This is a genomic window from Streptomyces roseochromogenus subsp. oscitans DS 12.976 (assembly GCF_000497445.1).
In the GTDB taxonomy this organism is placed as follows: domain Bacteria; phylum Actinomycetota; class Actinomycetes; order Streptomycetales; family Streptomycetaceae; genus Streptomyces; species Streptomyces oscitans.
Genome location: NZ_CM002285.1, coordinates 4,133,544 through 4,150,155 on the forward strand (window position 1 = coordinate 4,133,544; position 16,612 = coordinate 4,150,155).

Sequence of the window (16,612 nt, forward strand, 5' to 3'; positions counted from 1 at the left end):
GTTCGGCCTCGCGGCGCTGCGCCTCCTCCAGCTCGCGGCGCTTGCGTTCCTCCTCCTCGGCGCGCAGCCGGGCCAGCTCCTCCTGGCGCTCGCGCTCCAGGCGCTCCTCCTCGGCCTTGCGCGCGGCCTCTTCCTCGGCCTTGCGGCGGGCCTCCTCCTCGGCCTTCTTGCGCGCCTCCTCCTGGGCCTTGATCTCGGCCTCGGACAGCGGCAGCACGGTGTCGAGCCGGTGCCGGATCACCGTGGAGACGGCCTCGGGCTCCTGGCCGGCGTCCACGACCAGATAGCGGCCGGGGTCGGAGGCGGCCAGCGTGAGGAAACCGGCCCGCACGCGCGCGTGGAACTCCGCCGGCTCCGACTCCAGCCGGTCCGGCGCCTCGGTGAACCGCTCACGGGCGGTCTCCGGGGAGACGTCCAGCAGGACGGTCAGGTGCGGGACGAGTCCGTTGGTCGCCCAGCGGTTGATGCGGGCGATCTCGGTCGGGGACAGATCACGGCCGGCGCCCTGATAGGCGACGGACGAGTCGATGTAACGGTCGCTGATCACCACCGCGCCGCGCTCCAGGGCGGGCCGTACGACGGTGTCGACGTGCTCGGCGCGGTCGGCGGCATAGAGCAGCGCCTCAGCGCGGTGCGACAGGCCTGCCGAGGACACGTCCAGCAGGATCGAGCGCAGCCGCTTGCCGACCGGGGTGGCACCCGGCTCGCGGGTGAGCACGACCTCGTGACCCTTGGCGCGGATCCACTCGGCGAGGGCCTCGGCCTGGGTGGACTTTCCGGCGCCGTCACCGCCCTCCAGGGCGATGAAGAAACCGCTCGCCGCCGGTGTCTCAACCGGGTCGTCGCCCCCGAGCAGCGCGTCCTTGAGGTCCTGGCGCAGCGGGATGCCGGAGCGGTCGTCGACCTTGGCGAGCACCAGCGCCGCCACCGGCAGCAGCAGCGCGCCGACCAGCATCAGCGTGAAGGAGGCGCCGCCGTGCGCGAACACGAACCGGCCGTTCTCCAGCCGGTGCCGGCCGATCAGCCCGGCGACCACGGGGGCGATCAGCGCGCCGAGCGCTACGAAGACCCGGACGACCGCGTGCAGGTGCTCGGTGACGCGCGCACGGCGGTAGTCCTCGGTCTCCTGGTCGAGCAGGGCGTGCCCGGTGTTCGCGGCCACGCCCGCGCTGACGCCGGCCAGCGTGACGATCAGCAGGACCGTGGTGACATCCGGCACCAGCCCGGCCGCCAGCAGGGCGACGCCGGTGAGGGCGATCGCGAGGGCGAGCAGCCGACGGCGCGAGAGCGAGGGCAGCAGCGCGGGGGCCGTACGGATACCGACGGCGACACCGCCGGTCAGGCCCAGCACCAGCAGGCCGTACAGGACCGGGCCGCCGGCCAGGTCGGTGGCGTGCAGCACGCAGACCGACACGGCGGCGGCGATGGCTCCGGCGACGGCGGCGCAGGCCGGGACGAGCAGCGGGATCGCGCCCGTACGGCCCTTGTCTACGCCGGTACCGGTGCGCGGGCGGCGCAGGCCCTCCAGCGGGGACCGCGCGCGCGGGGTGCGCGTGTCGGGCAGCTCCAGGAAGGTCAGCACGGACAGGGAGGCGGCGAACAGGCCGGCCGCCACATAGGCCCCGAGGGCCGCGTGGTGCTGGTCGAACCAGGCCACACCGACGCCCAGCAGGTTGTTGAGCAGACCGGCGACGACCAGCGCGGCAGCCGCCAGCGGGACCGCGAGGAAGCTCGTGCGCAGCGAGAGGCGGCGCAGGGCGTCCATGTGGTCCGGCAGCGGCCGTACGGTGGCGCCCTCCGGGGGCGGACCGGGCAGCAGGGCTGGAGCCGCGCTCTCCCGGCACACCGTCCACAGGCGCTCGGCGACACCGGTGACGAACGCGGTGACCAGCAGGACGGCCAGTGCGTTGTCCGGGGTCCAGTCGATCCACAGCGGGGCGATGATCAACAGGGCGGCGCGCACGCCGTCGGCGCCGACCATGGTCCAGCGGCGGTCCAGCGGGCCGTCCTGGCCGGTGAGCGCGGTCAGCGGGCCCAGCAGGACCGCGCCGAACAGCAGCGCGGCGAGGACGCGCGCCGCGAAGACAGTCGCCACTGCGAACGCCACACCCCGGTATCCACCCCCGAAGGAGCCCTGGGCGATCGCCGCCTGGAGGGCGAGGACGACCAGGACGAGGAGTGCCAGGGTGTCACCGACACCGCTCACCAGCTGCGCGCTCCACAGGCGCCGCAGCTGCGGTCGGCGCAGCAGGGAGCGGACGGCGCGCTCGCGGGAGTCCGCGACCAGGGCGTCGTCCGGGGCTGTGGTGGGGGCCGTTGGCTGCTCGGCTCGCGTCATGTGTTCAGCCTATCGGCAGCCACCGACACCACACGTCGCCTGTCCTGGCAAGCGAACGCCCCGACACCAAAGTGATGCCGGGGCGTTCGCTGAGCGAAGCCGAAGAGGCGGCCGACGGCGGGTTTGTCCCCCGGTCAGTCCTCCGGGTCAGTCCTCCGAGCCGGAAGCCGTCGCCTTGGAAGCCGTCGCCTTCTTGGCAGTCGTCTTCTTCGCCGTGGTCTTCTTCGCGGCCGCGGTCGTCTTCTTCGCCGCCGTCTTCTTGGCGGCGGTCTTCTTCGCCGGGGCCGTCTTCTTGGCCACGGCCTTCTTCGCGGTCTTCTTGGCGGGGGCCTTCGCGCGCTTCTCGGCGAGCAGCTCGAACCCGCGCTCCGGAGTGATCGTCTCGACGCTGTCGCCGGAGCGCAGGGTCGCGTTGGTCTCGCCGTCGGTGACGTACGGACCGAAGCGGCCGTCCTTGACCACGACCGGCTTGCCGGAGACCGGGTCCTCGCCCAGCTCCTTCAGCGGCGGCTTGGCGGCGGCCCGACCGCGCTGCTTGGGCTGGGCGTAGATCGCCTGAGCCTCCTCCAGCGTGATCGTGAAGAGCTGGTCCTCGGACTGCAGCGAACGCGAGTCCGTGCCCTTCTTCAGATACGGGCCGTAGCGGCCGTTCTGCGCGGTGATCTCCTGGCCGTCGGCGTCGGTGCCGACGAGGCGCGGCAGCGACATCAGCTTCAGGGCGTCGTCGAGCGTCACCGTGTCGAGCGCCATCGACTTGAACAGCGAGGCCGTACGCGGCTTGACCGCGTTCTTGCCGGTCTTCGGGGTGCCCTCGGGGAGGATCTCCGTGACGTACGGGCCGTAGCGGCCGTCCTTGGCGACGATCGTGTGGCCGGTGGCCGGGTCCGTGCCCAGCTCGAAGTCGCCGCTCGGCTTGGCCAGCAGTTCCTCGGCCAGCTCGACGGTCAGCTCGTCCGGCGCCAGGTCGGCCGGGATGTCGGCGCGCTGGTGCTGCTCGGTCTCCTTCTCGCCGCGCTCGATGTACGGGCCGTAGCGGCCGACGCGGAGCACGATGTCGTCACCCACTGGGAACGACGACACCTCGCGCGCGTCGATCGCGCCCAGGTCGGTCACCAGCTCCTTGAGGCCGCCGAGGTGGTCCCCGTCGCCGTTGCCGGCGTCGGCCGCGCCGCCCGTGGCGGTGCCCTCGCCGAAGTAGAAGCGCTTGAGCCACGGAACGGCCTGGGCCTCACCGGCCGCGATGCGGTCGAGGTCGTCCTCCATCTTGGCGGTGAAGTCGTAGTCGACGAGCCGCCCGAAGTGCTTCTCCAGGAGGTTCACCACGGCGAAGGACAGGAAGGACGGCACGAGGGCCGTGCCCTTCTTGAAGACATAACCGCGGTCGAGGATCGTGCCGATGATCGACGCGTACGTCGACGGGCGTCCGATCTCGCGCTCTTCCAGCTCCTTGACCAGCGAGGCCTCGGTGTAGCGGGCCGGGGGCTTGGTGGCGTGGCCGTCGACCGTGACCTCCTCGGCGGACAGCGCGTCGCCCTCGGCGACCTGCGGCAGCCGGCGCTCGCGGTCGTCCAGCTCGGCGTTCGGGTCGTCGGCACCCTCGACGTAGGCCTTCAGGAAGCCGTGGAAGGTGATCGTCTTGCCGGAGGCGCTGAACTCGACGTCCCGGCCGTCGGCGGCGGTGCCGCCGATCTTCACGGTCACGCTGTTGCCGGTCGCGTCCTTCATCTGGGAGGCGACGGTCCGCTTCCAGATCAGCTCGTACAGCTTGAACTGGTCACCGGTCAGGCCGGTCTCGGCGGGAGTGCGGAAACGATCACCCGAGGGCCGGATCGCCTCGTGGGCCTCCTGCGCGTTCTTGACCTTGGCGGCGTACGTACGCGGCTGCGGGGGCAGGTAGTCGGCGCCGTACAGCTGCGTGACCTGGGCGCGGGCGGCCGCGATCGCGGTGTCGCTCAGCGTCGTGGAGTCCGTACGCATGTACGTGATGTAGCCGTTCTCGTACAGCTTCTGCGCGATCTGCATCGTGGCCTTCGCGCCGAAGCCGAGCTTGCGGCTGGCCTCCTGCTGCAGCGTCGTCGTACGGAACGGGGCGTACGGCGAGCGGCGGTACGGCTTGGACTCGACGGAGCGCACGGAGAACCGCGTGTTCTCCAGGGCGGCGGCGAGGGCGCGGGCGGTCGCCTCGTCGAGGTGGAGGATGTTCGCGCTCTTGAGTTGTCCCAGGGAGTCGAAGTCGCGGCCCTGCGCGATCCGCCTGCCGTCGACGGTCTGCAGGCGGGCGACCAGCGACGACGGGTCCGACGGATCGCCCGCGCGGCCGGTCGCGAAGGTGCCCGTCAGGTCCCAGTACTCGGCAGAACGAAACGCGATGCGCTCGCGTTCCCGCTCCACGACGAGTCGCGTGGCGACGGACTGCACGCGGCCGGCCGACAGCCGGGGCATGACCTTCTTCCACAGCACCGGTGAGACCTCGTAACCGTAGAGGCGGTCGAGGATGCGGCGGGTCTCCTGGGCGTCGACCAGCTTCTGGTTGAGCTGGCGCGGGTTGGCGACGGCCTCGCGGATCGCGTCCTTGGTGATCTCGTGGAACACCATCCGCTTGACCGGGATCTTCGGCTTGAGGACCTCCTGGAGGTGCCAGGCGATCGCCTCGCCCTCCCGGTCCTCATCGGTGGCGAGGAAGAGCTCGTCGGACTCCTTCAGCAGATCCTTGAGCTTCTTGACCTGCGCCCTCTTGTCGGCGTTGACCACATAGATCGGCTGGAAGTCATGGTCGACGTCCACACCGAGCCGGCGCACCTCGCCGGTGTACTTCTCGGGCACCTCCGCGGCGCCGTTGGGGAGGTCGCGGATGTGCCCGACGCTCGCTTCGACGACGTAGCCGGGGCCGAGGTAGCCCTTGATCGTCTTCGCCTTGGCAGGCGACTCGACGATGACGAGTCGGCGGCCGCCCTGTGCGGTCTCGCTGGTCGGGGACAACTTCGCTCTTCTCTCCGGTCGACGCTGGGGCCTCCCCAGGGCTTCTTCCCGGGGTCACGGCGTACTGCTGGCAGGTGTGACGCTGCGGAGTGTGACGGTACATCCCGCCCCCGTGTCAAACGGGAAAAGCCCACAACGGCCACTCGAACGGTAACCCGACTACCGCCATTCCTGCCGCCCGGAGTACCGGGTACCCACCTGAGGCATGTCCGGAGCGTGACGCTCCCCTTACTCCCGCGGCACTCTCGCCGCAGCACACCCGCCGACGTCAGAGGCGGGTCAGGCAGTACAGACCGAGGGCCAGCGCGACCGTCCCGGCCACGCTCGCGAGGGCGGCCGATGCGACCTGGTTCACACCGTGGGCCACCGGCTCGCGACGCTTGAAGCGAGTGCCGGTCCAGGCCAGCAGCGCGCCCCCGAACAGGGCGAACACCGTTCCCCCGAAGATCGCCGGCACGCTCTCCATCGCCCGTCCACCCTTCCGTGCCGTCCGGCTCCGCCCAGCGCCGGGAGGGTGGCACGCGCGGGAGACGGGCGGTCGACATCGGGGTGAACGGAGGGCCGACGTGATGCCGAACACATGGGCGATCGCCGTCGGCACGGGCACGGGGGTCCGTATTTTTCCGGCCTTTTTCCCGGCACCGGCGCGTCCCGGCCCCGGCCGCCCTCCCAGGCCGGCCCGTGCCACCGGCATACGACGATGATCCGGGCGCGGTCACCCGGACATCCCGGGACGACTACGACCGCACGGGCACCCCGCGTACCTCAGGCGCACCAGCCGCCGTAGCCCGCGGCCCGCCGGGCCCGTGCGCCGGACCGGCCGCCGCACCAGCGCCACCGGGCCTGCCACCGGGCCATTCGCAGGTGGCCCTGCACGCGGACTCGGTGCGCCGATCCGGCGCGCAGACCCGCGGTGCGCCGACCCGCCGGCCCAGTGCGCTCGCTCAGTCCGCCGGCTCGAGGAAGCCCTGCTCCACCAGCAGGCGGATCTGTGCGGGCGTCCGGTCGCGGAGCAACACCGGGTCCTCGTTCATGAGTTGGGCGATGGCGTCCAGGATGCGGCCCGCGCTCAGCGTGCCGTCGCAGACGCCCGCGAACCCGGCGCCGACCGTGTCCACCTTCGTGGCCCGGCGCATCCCGCGGTGCTGGCGCAGCACCACATGCTCCGGGTCCTCGGCCCCAGGCAGCCCGACCTGCTCCTGGACCACCTCGGCGGCGAGCCTGAAGTGGCTGGCGAGCAGCGCCGCGTCATCGTGTTCCCGGAGATAGTCGAGCCGCTCGAAGTGCGCCCGGATCGTGTCCCCGAGGGGCTGCTCGACCGGATGCGGCCACTCCTCCACGGTGACGACGGGATCGGCGGACCCCGTCCTGCGCAGGGTGATCCAGCCGAAGCCGACCGCCTTGACCTTGCGCGCCTCGAACTCGTCGAGCCAGGCGTCGTAACGCGCCTGGTACTCCGCCGGATCCCCGCGGTGGTCGCCGGCGTCCCTCAGCCACAGCTCGGCGTACTGCGTGACGTCCTGTACCTCGCGCTGCACGATCCAGGCATCGCACCCGCGCGGCACCCATGACCTGAGTCTGTCCTGCCAGTCCTCCCCTGCCACGTGCTGCCAGTTGGCGAGGAACTGCGCGAACCCGCCCTCGTGCAGCCGTTCCCCCGCCTGTTGAACGAGCGAGCGGCACAGATCGTCCCCGCCCATGCCACCGTCCCGGTACGTCAGCCGGGCACCGGGGGAGATGACGAACGGCGGGTTGGACACGATCAGGTCGAAGGTCTCGTCGTCCCTGACGGGCTCGAAGAGCGAACCCTCGCGCAGGTCGGCGGCGGGCGCGCCGGAGAGCGCGAGCGTGAGTGCGGTGATGTGCAGGGCGCGCGGATTGAGGTCGGTCGCCGTCACGCGCGTGGCGTGCTGGGCGGCGTGCAGCGCCTGGATGCCGGAGCCCGTGCCGAGGTCCAGGGCGGACGCGACCGGCGTACGGACGGTGATACCGGCAAGGGTCGTGGAGGCGCCCCCGACGCCCAGGACGACGGCTGTGTCTGCCTGACGGCCCAGCTGCCCGATGCCGCCCGCACCGCCGACTGCGCAGCCCAGGTCGGAGACGATGAACCAGTCCTCGCCGCCGGGGCCGCCGTAAGGCCGTACGTCCACGGTGGCGGCTACCTCGTCGCCGCCCACACGCGTGAGCCACCCGGCCTCCAGCACCTCCTCGACCGGCAGAACGGCCGCCACGCGCGCGTGCGGCACCGGTTGCTGGAGCAGGAACAGCCGTACGAGCGTCTCCAGCGGCGTGTCGCCGCGGGTCGCCCGGAGGGCGGGCACGGTCTCGCTGCGGGCCAGCGCCGCGTACGCGGGGGCGCCGAGCCGGTCGAGCAGCCCGTCGGCGGTGAAGGAGGCGGCCAGCAGCGCGTCCCGCAGGCGCGCGGCTACGTCGGGCCGGTCGGAAGCGGGCAGGGAAGCGAGTCCGGAGTCAGTCACGCCCCCCATTGTGGCCCGCGACACGACCCGGACGCGGCCTCAGCACGCCTCACCGGCACACCCCGGCCAAGCCCCGACGCATCACCGGCACGCCCCCGGCCACGACCGGCCGACCGGTACCGACGGCCCGCCCGAGCGAGACCGCCGCACTTGCCCGCCGACCGCGAGCCGCGAGCCGCGAAGCGTCAGCCGTAGGCCGCCGACGGTGAGCCGCGAACGTAGCCGTGCGCCGTAGCCGTGGGCCGCCAGCCGCAGACGTAAGCCCACAGCCGTAATCCCCAGCCGTGGACCGTCCCGTCAGCCCGCCGACGGCGAAGACGGCGACGCGTCCGACGACGCGACCTTCTTGCAGCTGGCCTGCTGGGCGATGGCGTTCTTGACCTCGCCCTGCTGGAGTTTCTCCAGCGCGTCGGTGCCGCTCTTGTGCTGCTTCTCCAGGTCCGTCATCTGCGTGGCGATGTCGTGCAGCCCGGAGGCGAACTTCGCCTGGTCCTTGGTGTTCAGCGCGTCGACCTGCTTCTTCAGCCCGGCGTACGAGACGGAGAGGCCGTCGAAGCTCTTCACCACGGCCTGCAGCCGCGTGTCGCCGTCGGCGACGCCGGGCGGCGCGCCCGCCTTGCTCACAGCGCCGGCGATCGCCTTGTAGCCGTCGGACATGTCCTGGAAGGCCTGGGAGTCCGTCTTCTGGAGCGTCTCGGGCTCGGCGGTGTCGGCGGCCGTCGTGCTGATCGCCGCGTTCGCCGACTTGATCTTCGCGTCCTGCGCGGGCACCGCGTCACAGACCGACTTGGCCCAGGCGACCAGCTTGGGGTCGGGCCCCTTGTCACCGCCGCTGCTGGTACATCCCGTCAGCGCCACCACCAGTACCGCACCGCTGGACAGTGCGGCCGCGAGCTTCTTGTTCACCGGATTGGTCCCTTCCATGGCTCTCGGCCCACGGACCCTACACGGCGGACGCACACCCTCCGCACCCCGAACGCCCCCTAAGGCACTCTTTGTGATCCTTTGCACCGTGAGAGAGAAGGCTCACCACGTGGGCGAGCCCACAGACACCCCCACAGACACCCCGCAGCACACCCACAGCGCCCCGACAGCCGCGCCCACGCACGTGAACGGGCGGGCGGCACGTCAGCACGCGCCGCCCGCCCGCCCGTTGGCCAGGGCTTCTCCTAGGGGCCCAGAAGTACGCCTACGAAACCACCGCCGTGTTCGGTGAGTTGGCGACCCGCTCGGTGCTCTCGTCGTCGCCGACGGCGATTCCGCGCCGCTTGGAGACGTACACGGCGACGACGATCACCACGAGCGCGAGGAGCGCGATCAGGATCCGCACGCCCAGGTTCTTTTCGCTGCCGTAGGAGAACTTGATCACCGCGGGCGCGATGAGCAGCGAGACCAGGTTCATGACCTTCAGCAGCGGGTTGATCGCCGGTCCAGCGGTGTCCTTGAAGGGGTCACCGACCGTGTCGCCGATCACCGTGGCCGCGTGGGCCTCGCTGCCCTTGCCGCCGTGGTGGCCGTCCTCCACCAGCTTCTTGGCGTTGTCCCAGGCACCACCGGAGTTGGCGAGGAACACCGCCATCAGCGTGCCCGCGCCGATCGCGCCGGCGAGGTAGGAGCCGAGCGAGCCGACGCCGAGCGTGAACCCGACGAAGATGGGCGCCATCACGGCGAGCAGACCCGGTGTGGCCAGCTCTCTGAGGGCGTCCCTGGTGCAGATGTCGACGACCTTGCCGTACTCGGGCTTCTCGCTGTAGTCCATGATCCCGGGCCTCTCCCGGAACTGCCGCCGTACCTCGAACACCACCGAACCGGCCGAGCGCGACACGGCGTTGATGGCGAGTCCGGAGAAGAGGAAGACGACCGCGGCGCCGGCGATGAGGCCGACGAGGTTGTTGGGCTGGGAGATGTCCAGGGACAGGCTCAGCGGCGCACCGGGGCCGGTGAGTTTCTCCCCGACGCCCTGCACGTTGGTGGTGATCGCGTCACGGTACGACCCGAACAGCGCCGACGCGGCGAGCACGGCGGTGGCGATGGCGATGCCCTTGGTGATGGCCTTGGTGGTGTTGCCGACCGCGTCCAGGTTGGTGAGCACCCGGGCGCCCGCGCCCTCCACGTCGCCGGACATCTCGGCGATGCCCTGGGCGTTGTCGGAGACCGGCCCGAAGGTGTCCATGGCGACGATCACGCCGACCGTGGTGAGCAGTCCGGTGCCGGCCAGCGCGACCGCGAACAGCGCGAGCATGATCGACGTACCGCCGAGGAGGAACGCGCCGTACACGCCGAGGCCGATGAGCAGCGCGGTGTAGACGGCCGACTCCAGGCCCACCGAGATGCCGGACAGCACGACCGTGGCCGGGCCCGTGAGGGAGGTTTTCCCGATGTCCCTGACCGGGCGGCGGTTGGTCTCGGTGAAGTAGCCGGTCAGCTGCTGGATGACGGCAGCGAGCAGGATGCCGATCGCCACCGCGACCACGGCGAGGATCCGCGGGTCGCCGGCCTTTGCCTTGATCGCCGCGTCGGTGACCCCGTTGAGGTCGGAGTACTTCGACGGCAGATAGACGACGACGGCGATCGCGACCAGCACGAGGGAGATCACCGCGGAGATGAAGAAGCCGCGGTTGATCGCGGTCATGCCGCTGCGGTCGGCGCGGCGCGGGGCGACCGCGAAGATGCCGATCATCGCGGTGATGACGCCGATGGCGGGCACGAGCAGCGGGAACGCCAGCCCGGAGTCGCCGAAGGCGGCCTTGCCGAGGATCAGCGCGGCCACCAGGGTCACGGCGTACGACTCGAAGAGGTCGGCCGCCATGCCCGCGCAGTCGCCGACGTTGTCGCCCACGTTGTCGGCGATGGTCGCGGCATTGCGCGGATCGTCCTCCGGAATGCCCTGTTCGACCTTGCCGACCAGGTCGGCGCCGACGTCGGCGGCCTTGGTGAAGATGCCGCCGCCCACACGCATGAACATGGCGATCAGGGCGGCGCCGAGGCCGAAGCCCTCCAGCACCTTCGGAGCGTCGGCCGCGTACACCAGCACCACGCAGGAGGCGCCCAGCAGGCCGAGCCCCACTGTGAACATGCCGACGACGCCGCCCGTGCGAAATGCGATCTTCATCGCGGTGTGCGAGACGGTGGTGAGATCCTTTTCGGGTTCGCCTGGTGCCGGTGTGGCCTCCCGGGCCGCCGCGGCGACCCGCACATTGCTGCGCACGGCGAGCCACATGCCGATATAGCCGGTGGCCGCCGAGAACGCCGCACCGATCAGGAAGAACACCGATCGTCCGGCACGCTGATTCCAGTCGTCCGCGGGCAGCAGCATGAGCAGGAAGAAGACGACGACAGCGAATACGCCGAGCGTGCGCAACTGCCGGGCGAGATACGCCTTCGCTCCTTCCTGGACCGCCTCGGCGATCTGTTTCATGCTGTCGGTGCCCTCGCCCGCGGCCAGCACCTGGCGCACCAGGATCCCCGCGACCACCAGTGCGGCCAGGGCGACCGCCGCGATGATGGCCACCATGATCCGGTTGTCGTGGGTCAGGACTGCCGCTGCAAGGGATGTGGGGTGATCCGACTGAGGGATGGAAAGCCCCGCCATTCGTCCTCCTTGACGCTTGGTGAGCTCAAGATGTGGACGGATTCTAGGTACCCCGGAGTGATCTCAACAGAGCGCGGTAAACGGAATTAGCCTCAACGGGCTCATCAGCAAATGATCGCGATCCCGCCATCCAACCCGAACGAGGTAATGCCCTCGAACCATTGACGAGCCAGAGGCCGCTTGATTGGCGCTTGATCAAATGCAGCGAGGGTTTGATCGTGAATTCATTCACGAATTCGTGGGCGTGTCGGAAAACGATGAGGGCCCTGCTCGGCAGGGCCCTCGAACGGTGGAACGGCGGCGCTCAGAGCAGCGCCGCGGCCGGCGGTGTGGTCGGCCAGGTCATGCGGATCCGGCCGCCGTCCTGTCCGGTGGTGACCTCGACGTCGTCGACGAGGCCGCTGATGACCGCGAGGCCCATCTCGTCCTCCTCGATCTCCGCGTCGCCGTCCTGCCCGGCGCCGGGCGCGCCTGTCGGGACGGCGTGCGGCGCCTCGTCGCCGACCTCGATGGAGAACTGTTTCTCCTCTTCGATCAGCGCCACCTTCACAGGCGCGCTGATGCCGCTGCTCTGGTGAAGTCCGACGGCGCGGGAGCAGGCCTCGCCGACGGCGAGCCGGACCTCGTCGAGGACGGCCTCGTCAACTCCTGCCCTGCGTGCCACCGCGGCCGCCACCAACCGGGCGGTCCGGACGTGCTCGGGCAGCGCGCTGAAGCGGAGTTCGACGGTGGCCATGCATCCCCCTCGCGACTACGGGCGTGCGGTCGGGGGCGGGGCCGCCGAAAGCCCGCACCCCCTGCTGTGGTTCTGTGCCCGGGCCCCTTCGTCGGCCCGGACGGAACCGCCCGGCGTACGGGCTCCGGCAGGAGCCCGACGCCGGTGACGGGTCCAGGTCAGTCGGTGGCCGCCACCGCTTCCTCGACCGAGGTGTGGATCGGGAACACCTTGGTGAGGCCGGTGATACGGAAGATCTTGAGAATGCGCTCCTGGTTGCAGACCAGGCGCAGCGAGCCCTCATGGGCACGCACTCGCTTCAAGCCGCCGACCAGCACGCCGAGCCCGGTGGAGTCGAGGAAGTCCACGCCCTCCATGTCGACGACGAGGTGGAAATTCCCGTCGTTCACCAGCTCGACCAGCTGCTCGCGCAGCTTGGGCGCGGTATACACGTCGATTTCACCACCGACTCGGACGACCGTACGATCGCCGACGGTCTCGGTCGACAAGGACAGGTCCACGGATCCTCCAGCACCTTGCTATCGAGCGGTCGCCCCTCGGGCACCTCGGCTTGCGGCCCCCGGGACGCTTCGCCAGCCGCGATGGCATTCAATCACTTACCGGCAGGCGTGCACGACGCCTTGGCTCCATTGTCCGTCACGCCAGTGACACACTCGGTGCCGATGGCCAAGAATCACCGATCCGATCGATCCCCGGCGGACCCGGCGCCACGCCCGTCTCCGGGCGCGGTCCTGGACCGGCTCGCCTCCGGGCCGAGCCGGTCTGCGCGCATCACTCATACGGAGCACTTGCCCCCGCGCGTGGGCCGCCATGCCGTCTGGCCTCATCGGATTCGGTCCGAGGTGATCGCCGCCGTCCAGGCGTGCGGCATCGAACACCCCTGGGCGCACCAGACGCTGGCCGCCGAGCACGCCCTGGACGGTGACTCGGTGATCGTCGCCACCGGCACCGCCTCCGGCAAGTCCCTCGCGTATCTGGTGCCCGTCCTGTCCACCCTCCTGGACGGCTCCGAGGCGCCCACTCCATGGACACAGCAGCGCGAAGCGCCTCCACGGGGTGGTGGCGGGCGACAGGTGGGCGGCCGTGGGGCCACAGCCCTGTATCTGGCGCCCACCAAGGCGCTCGCGGCGGATCAGTGCCGGTCCGTGAAGGAACTTTCACAATCTCTGGGCAATGCCGTACGCCCCGCGGTGTACGACGGGGACACTCCGTTCGAGGAACGGGAGTGGATCCGCCAGTACGCCAACTACGTCCTCACCAACCCCGACATGCTGCACCGCGGGATACTCCCCTCCCACCCGCGCTGGTCCTCCTTCCTGAAGTCGCTCAAGTACGTCGTCATCGACGAGTGCCACACCTACCGCGGCGTCTTCGGCTCGCACGTCGCCCAGGTACTGCGCCGGCTGCGCCGCCTGTGCGCCCGCTACGGCTCCTCGCCCGTCTTCCTGCTCGCCTCCGCGACCGCCGCCGAGCCCGCCGTGGCCGCGCGGCGGCTGACCGGCCTGCCGGTGGTCGAGGTCGCCGACGACGCCTCCCCGCGCGGGGAACTCGTCTTCGCCCTCTGGGAGCCCCCGCTCACCGAACTGCACGGCGAGAGGGGCGCCCCCGTGCGGCGCACCGCCACCGCCGAGACCGCCGATCTGCTGACCGACCTGACCGTGCAGGGCGTGCGCTCGGTCGCCTTCGTACGGTCCCGGCGTGGCGCCGAGCTGATCTCGGTGATCGCCCAGGAGCGGCTCGCCGAGGTCGACCGCTCCCTGGTCCGGCGGGTCGCGGCCTACCGCGGCGGCTACCTCCCCGAGGAGCGCCGGGCCCTGGAACGCGCCCTGCACTCCGGCGAACTCCTCGGCCTTGCCGCCACGACGGCCCTGGAGCTGGGCGTGGACGTCTCCGGCCTGGACGCCGTGGTGATCGCCGGCTACCCGGGCACGCGCGCGTCCCTGTGGCAGCAGGCGGGCCGCGCCGGCCGCTCCGGCCAGGGCGCCCTGGCGATCCTGGTCGCCCGTGACGACCCACTGGACACCTTCCTCGTCCACCATCCGGAGGCCCTGTTCGACCAACCGGTGGAATCGACGGTCCTCGACCCCGACAACCCCTACGTCCTCGCCCCGCACCTGTGCGCCGCCGCCGCGGAACTCCCGCTGACCGAGGAGGACCTGGACCTCTTCGGCCCGGCCTGCGCGGACGTGCTGCCGCAGCTGGAGGCCGCGAAGCTGCTGCGCCGGCGCACGAAGGCCTGGCACTGGACGCGCCGGGAGCGGGCCGCCGACCTGACCGACATCCGCGGCGCGGGCGGGCGTCCGGTGCAGGTCGTCGAGACCGGCACGGGCCGCCTGCTCGGCACGGTCGACGCGGGCGCCGCGCACTCGACGGTCCACGAGGGCGCGGTCCATCTGCACCAGGGCCGCACCTACCTGGTGCGCTCGCTCGACCTGGAGGACTCCGTCGCCCTCGTCGAGCAGGCCGATCCGCCGTACTCCACGGTCGCCCGCGACACCACCGCGATCTCCATCCTGGAGACGGACACCGAGATCCCGTGGGGTGCCGGCCGCCTCTGCTACGGCTCGGTCGAGGTCACCAACCAGGTGGTCTCCTATCTCCGCAGACGCCTCATCACCGGCGAAGTGCTCGGCGAGACAAAACTCGACCTCCCTCCTCGTACGCTGCGCACCCGGGCGGTGTGGTGGACGGTCACCGACGACCAACTGGACGAGGCCCGGATCAGCCCGGAGATCCTCGGCGGCTCCCTGCACGCCGCCGAACACGCCTCCATCGGCCTGCTCCCCCTCTTCGCGACCTGCGACCGCTGGGACATCGGCGGCGTCTCGATCCCGCTGCACCCGGACACCCTGCTGCCGACGGTCTTCGTGTACGACGGCCACCCCGGCGGCGCGGGCTTCGCCGAGCGTGCCTTCCACACCGCCCGCGCCTGGCTCACCGCCACCCGCGAGGCCATCGCCTCCTGCGAGTGCGAGGCCGGCTGCCCGTCCTGCATCCAGTCCCCCAAGTGCGGCAACGGCAACGACCCACTGCACAAGAGGGGGGCGGTACGGCTCCTCACGGTGCTGTTGCGGGGAGCGCCGGGGGAGACGGAGGCCGAGGGAGGCGACGGAAGCTCGGCCGAGCCGGCTCCGGGACCGGTGCCCCGGGCGTGAGCGTGGGCCAGCCCGGCTCCTCCGGCACCGGTCTCTCCAGGCGCCAGCCCCTCCGACGCCGGCCTTTCCCGCACCGGTTCTGTCGGCAGGGCCCCAGCCGACGCCGGTCCTGTCGGCACGGATCCCCCCGGCACCGCACCCGCCGGCCCCGCCCTGGCCCTGGCCTCCGCCGCGAACGGCCCTTTCCCCGAGGCCGCCGTCACGTCCGAGGTCTCGCCGACGATCGCGCAGCGCACCAACCGGACCCCCTGGGCCGCCGCCACCCGCTCGGCCCGCGCGCAGGCAGCCGTACCGCCTTCGGCCCAGTGGCCCGCCGCCGCGAGAGCCGCCAGGTCCGCGCCGCCGGCCGCCCGGTGGCGGACCACGACGGCCTGCCCGAGTGCGAGCACGGCACCGAACACCACACAGAGCACGGCGATCGCACCCAGGCTCCACACGGTGGCGGACCCCTGGTCGGACTGCTGCCGGCCCCGCGCCCAATCTCTCCTCACGGCCCCTCCTCCCTGGCCCCAGCGGTCTCCTCGGCCCCTGTCGTCTCCTCGGCCGGCGCGACGGACTCCTCCCGCACCTCGAACGGCAGGCCGCTCAGCACCGGCGGCCTGGCCACCACCGTCACCCGGACCTGGTCGCCCTCGCGCCCGACGGTCACGCGCGCCCCGCGTGGCGCCGCTTCCCGGGCCACCGTCACCACCGCGTCGGCCGGGTCCTGCCGGGCGGCGGCCCGGGCGCCGATACGGGCGGCGTCCACGCACCGGATCTGCGCGGCCACCACGAGCAGCCCCCAGATCAGCGCCATCGTGAACGCCACCAGCACGCACAGCACCACGGCCGCCTCCGCGGTCACGAACCCCCGGTCCGCGCCTCGCTCACATCCGCGCACTGAGGGCCTTCTTCACGATGTCCTGCAGCTCCGCCCGGACCTGGCCGCTGGTGACGACCTCGTAGAGCAGCAAGGCGAACCCGACGGCCGCGATGATCCCCATCGCGTACTCGGACGTCACCATTCCGGCGTCTCCGCGCCGCTCCCCCCACAGCCGTACCGTCGCTTCCTTGATCTTCCGGTGCATTCCAACCCCCGCGAGATTCATGTCTTTTGCTCTTTCTTCGCTCTTGTTCTTCGTCGCGACTTCTTCGGTGTCTCACCTGCCTCTCATCACGCCGCCCGCGAGTCCGATCACGACGGGCAGCACACCGACCGCGATGAAGGCGGGCAGGAAGCACAGGCCCACCGGCGCGGAGATCAGTACGGCCGCGCGCCGGGCCCGGGCCGTCGCGGTACGGGCCCACTCCGCGCGTGCGTCCGAGGCGAGGCGGGCTGCCGGGCCGGCCGCCGGA

At 71.4% G+C, this 16,612-nt stretch carries 11 protein-coding genes and 2 pseudogenes; 1 reads left to right on the plus strand and 12 read right to left on the minus strand.

Annotated elements, in window-relative coordinates; translation table 11 throughout:
* From tmk to bldG, 8 genes are all read right to left on the minus strand, one after another.
* Positions 1-2,338: dTMP kinase (gene tmk / locus M878_RS67615; protein ID WP_023547744.1), on the minus strand; the 2,338-nt coding region annotated here is incomplete at its 3' end.
* 147 nt (positions 2,339-2,485) lie between these two features.
* Positions 2,486-5,317, minus strand: a complete 2,832-nt coding sequence (gene topA / locus M878_RS67620; protein WP_023547745.1) for a type I DNA topoisomerase — start codon at positions 5,315-5,317, stop codon at positions 2,486-2,488.
* A 268-nt stretch (positions 5,318-5,585) separates the two neighbouring features.
* Positions 5,586-5,783 carry a hypothetical protein gene (locus M878_RS98920; protein WP_023547746.1) on the minus strand — a complete coding sequence of 66 codons (198 nt, stop codon included), beginning with the start codon at positions 5,781-5,783 and terminating at the stop codon, positions 5,586-5,588.
* 478 nt (positions 5,784-6,261) lie between these two features.
* Positions 6,262-7,803 (minus strand): DUF7059 domain-containing protein, encoded by a 1,542-nt coding sequence (locus tag M878_RS67630; RefSeq protein WP_023547747.1) that lies wholly within the window; start codon positions 7,801-7,803, stop codon positions 6,262-6,264.
* 288 nt (positions 7,804-8,091) lie between these two features.
* A complete protein-coding gene (locus M878_RS67635; protein ID WP_209445540.1) occupies positions 8,092-8,718 on the minus strand; it encodes a small secreted protein in 627 nt (208 codons plus the stop codon).
* A 265-nt stretch (positions 8,719-8,983) separates the two neighbouring features.
* Entirely contained in the window at positions 8,984-11,386 is a 2,403-nt protein-coding gene (locus M878_RS67640) for a sodium-translocating pyrophosphatase (protein ID WP_023547749.1), read from the minus strand.
* Between the two features lie 304 nt (positions 11,387-11,690).
* Positions 11,691-12,122, minus strand: coding sequence for an ATP-binding protein (locus M878_RS67645; RefSeq protein ID WP_023547750.1), 432 nt, complete (start codon positions 12,120-12,122; stop codon positions 11,691-11,693).
* 158 nt (positions 12,123-12,280) lie between these two features.
* Positions 12,281-12,622: an anti-sigma factor antagonist BldG gene (gene bldG / locus M878_RS67650; protein ID WP_023547751.1), complete on the minus strand. Its 342-nt coding sequence runs from the start codon at positions 12,620-12,622 to the stop codon at positions 12,281-12,283.
* Between the two features lie 81 nt (positions 12,623-12,703).
* Between bldG and M878_RS67655 the strand changes: the two genes are divergently transcribed.
* Positions 12,704-15,277 carry a DEAD/DEAH box helicase gene (locus M878_RS67655; RefSeq protein WP_078630309.1) on the plus strand — a complete coding sequence of 858 codons (2,574 nt, stop codon included), beginning with the start codon at positions 12,704-12,706 and terminating at the stop codon, positions 15,275-15,277.
* A 125-nt stretch (positions 15,278-15,402) separates the two neighbouring features.
* Here the strand turns inward: M878_RS67655 and M878_RS96445 are convergent.
* From M878_RS96445 to M878_RS67665, 4 genes and pseudogenes are all read right to left on the minus strand, one after another.
* Positions 15,403-15,768, minus strand: a pseudogene (locus M878_RS96445) (Rv3654c family TadE-like protein); the annotation flags it as partial.
* Positions 15,765-16,121, minus strand: a complete 357-nt coding sequence (locus tag M878_RS67660; RefSeq protein ID WP_023547753.1) for a TadE family type IV pilus minor pilin — start codon at positions 16,119-16,121, stop codon at positions 15,765-15,767. The pseudogene M878_RS96445 and the gene M878_RS67660, both read right to left, overlap by 4 nt.
* Before the next feature lie 22 nt (positions 16,122-16,143).
* A complete protein-coding gene (locus M878_RS48140; RefSeq protein ID WP_023547754.1) occupies positions 16,144-16,344 on the minus strand; it encodes a DUF4244 domain-containing protein in 201 nt (66 codons plus the stop codon).
* A 72-nt stretch (positions 16,345-16,416) separates the two neighbouring features.
* Positions 16,417-16,612: pseudogene (locus M878_RS67665) on the minus strand (type II secretion system F family protein); the annotation flags it as partial.